Source organism: Paraburkholderia sp. BR10141 (assembly GCF_056155635.1).
On the sequence record NZ_JBMIQH010000099.1, the window covers coordinates 1 to 2,969 of the forward strand.

A 2,969-nucleotide genomic window follows, 5' to 3' on the forward strand; every position below is an offset into this window, starting at 1 on the left:
AGACACACCCGTTATAGGGTCAAGCGAACAAGTGCATGTGGTGGATGCCTTGGCGATCACAGGCGATGAAGGACGCGGTAGCCTGCGAAAAGCTGTGGGGAGCTGGCAAACGAGCTTTGATCCACAGATGTCCGAATGGGGAAACCCACTCCGAATGGAGTATCCATGGCTGAATACATAGGCCATGCGAAGCGAACGCGGCGAACTGAAACATCTAAGTAGCCGCAGGAAAAGAAATCAACCGAGATTCCCAAAGTAGTGGCGAGCGAAATGGGACCAGCCTGTACTCTTTATCTGTACCGTCAGCCAAACGCTCTGGAAAGTGCGGCCATAGTGGGTGATAGCCCCGTAGGCGAAGGCGGAATGGAAGAACTAGGTGTACGACAAGTAGGGCGGGACACGTGAAATCCTGTCTGAAGATGGGGGGACCATCCTCCAAGGCTAAATACTCGTGATCGACCGATAGTGAACCAGTACCGTGAGGGAAAGGCGAAAAGAACCCCGGGAGGGGAGTGAAACAGATCCTGAAACCGCATGCATACAAACAGTCGGAGCCTCGCAAGGGGTGACGGCGTACCTTTTGTATAATGGGTCAGCGACTTACATTCAGTGGCAAGCTTAACCGAATAGGGCAGGCGTAGCGAAAGCGAGTCCGAACAGGGCGTCCAGTCGCTGGGTGTAGACCCGAAACCAGGTGATCTATCCATGGCCAGGTTGAAGGCACGGTAACACGTGCTGGAGGACCGAACCCACTAACGTTGAAAAGTTAGGGGATGAGCTGTGGATAGGGGTGAAAGGCTAAACAAACCTGGAAATAGCTGGTTCTCTCCGAAAACTATTTAGGTAGTGCCTCGTGTATCACCTTCGGGGGTAGAGCACTGTCATGGTTGATGGGTCCATTGCGGATTACGTCGCCATAGCAAACTCCGAATACCGAAGAGTGCAATCACGGGAGACAGACATCGGGTGCTAACGTCCGGTGTCAAGAGGGAAACAACCCAGACCGCCAGCTAAGGTCCCCAAATATGGCTAAGTGGGAAACGAAGTGGGAAGGCTAAAACAGTCAGGAGGTTGGCTTAGAAGCAGCCACCCTTTAAAGAAAGCGTAATAGCTCACTGATCGAGTCGTCCTGCGCGGAAGATGTAACGGGGCTAAGCCATATACCGAAGCTGCGGATGCACATTTATGTGCATGGTAGGAGAGCGTTCCGTAAGCCTGCGAAGGTGCGTTGAAAAGCGTGCTGGAGGTATCGGAAGTGCGAATGCTGACATGAGTAGCGATAAAGGGGGTGAAAGGCCCCCTCGCCGTAAGCCCAAGGTTTCCTACGCAACGTTCATCGGCGTAGGGTGAGTCGGCCCCTAAGGCGAGGCAGAAATGCGTAGCTGATGGGAAGCAGGTCAATATTCCTGCACCATTGTTGAATGCGATGGGGGGACGGATCGCGGAAGGTTGTCCGGGTGTTGGAAGTCCCGGTCCTTGCATTGGAGAAGGCGCTTTGGCAAATCCGGGCGCGGGATTCAAGGGTGTGAGGCCAGTCTCTTCGGAGACGAAGCAACTGGAAGTGGTTCCAAGAAAAGCCTCTAAGCTTCAGTTCAACAGTGACCGTACCGCAAACCGACACAGGTGGGCGAGATGAGTATTCTAAGGCGCTTGAGAGAACTCGGGAGAAGGAACTCGGCAAATTGGTACCGTAACTTCGGGATAAGGTACGCCCTGGTAGCTTGACTGGCTTGCGCCAGAAGGGTGAAGGGGTTGCAATAAACTGGTGGCTGCGACTGTTTAATAAAAACACAGCACTCTGCAAACACGAAAGTGGACGTATAGGGTGTGACGCCTGCCCGGTGCCGGAAGATTAAATGATGGGGTGCAAGCTCTTGATTGAAGTCCCGGTAAACGGCGGCCGTAACTATAACGGTCCTAAGGTAGCGAAATTCCTTGTCGGGTAAGTTCCGACCTGCACGAATGGCGTAACGATGGCCACACTGTCTCCTCCCGAGACTCAGCGAAGTTGAAGTGTTTGTGATGATGCAATCTCCCCGCGGCTAGACGGAAAGACCCCATGAACCTTTACTGTAGCTTTGCATTGGACTTTGAACCGGTTTGTGTAGGATAGGTGGGAGGCTGTGAAGCGGGAACGCTAGTTTCCGTGGAGCCGTCCTTGAAATACCACCCTGATCTGTTTGAGGTTCTAACCTTGGTCCGTGATCCGGATCGGGGACAGTGCATGGTAGGCAGTTTGACTGGGGCGGTCTCCTCCCAAAGGGTAACGGAGGAGTACGAAGGTACGCTAGGTACGGTCGGAAATCGTGCTGATAGTGCAATGGCATAAGCGTGCTTGACTGTGAGACTCACAAGTCGAACAGGTGCGAAAGCAGGTCATAGTGATCCGGTGGTTCTGTATGGAAGGGCCATCGCTCAACGGATAAAAGGTACTCTGGGGATAACAGGCTGATACCGCCCAAGAGTTCATATCGACGGCGGTGTTTGGCACCTCGATGTCGGCTCATCTCATCCTGGGGCTGTAGCCGGTCCCAAGGGTATGGCTGTTCGCCATTTAAAGAGGTACGTGAGCTGGGTTTAAAACGTCGTGAGACAGTTTGGTCCCTATCTGCCGTGGGCGCTGGAAGTTTGAGGGGGCCTGCTCCTAGTACGAGAGGACCGGAGTGGACGAACCTCTGGTGTACCGGTTGTGACGCCAGTCGCATCGCCGGGTAGCTATGTTCGGAAGAGATAACCGCTGAAAGCATCTAAGCGGGAAACTCGCCTCAAGATGAGACTTCCCCGGGGACTTGATCCCCTTGAAGGGTCGTTCGAGACCAGGACGTTGATAGGTCAGGTGTGGAAGCGCAGTAATGCGTTAAGCTAACTGATACTAATTGCCCGTAAGGCTTGATCCTATAACAGGTGTGTTTTTAAAGACGCACGGTTGAGATCACGTGTCGGTCTACGTTAATGCTTCAGCATTTACG

The 2,969-nt window shown here is 53.3% G+C and carries 1 rRNA gene; it reads left to right on the forward strand.

The annotated features are described in order from the left end of the window. Positions 1 to 17: 17 nt before the first annotated feature. A 23S ribosomal RNA gene (locus ACOJB8_RS40910) occupies positions 18 to 2,897 on the forward strand. Positions 2,898 to 2,969: the final 72 nt, after the last annotated feature.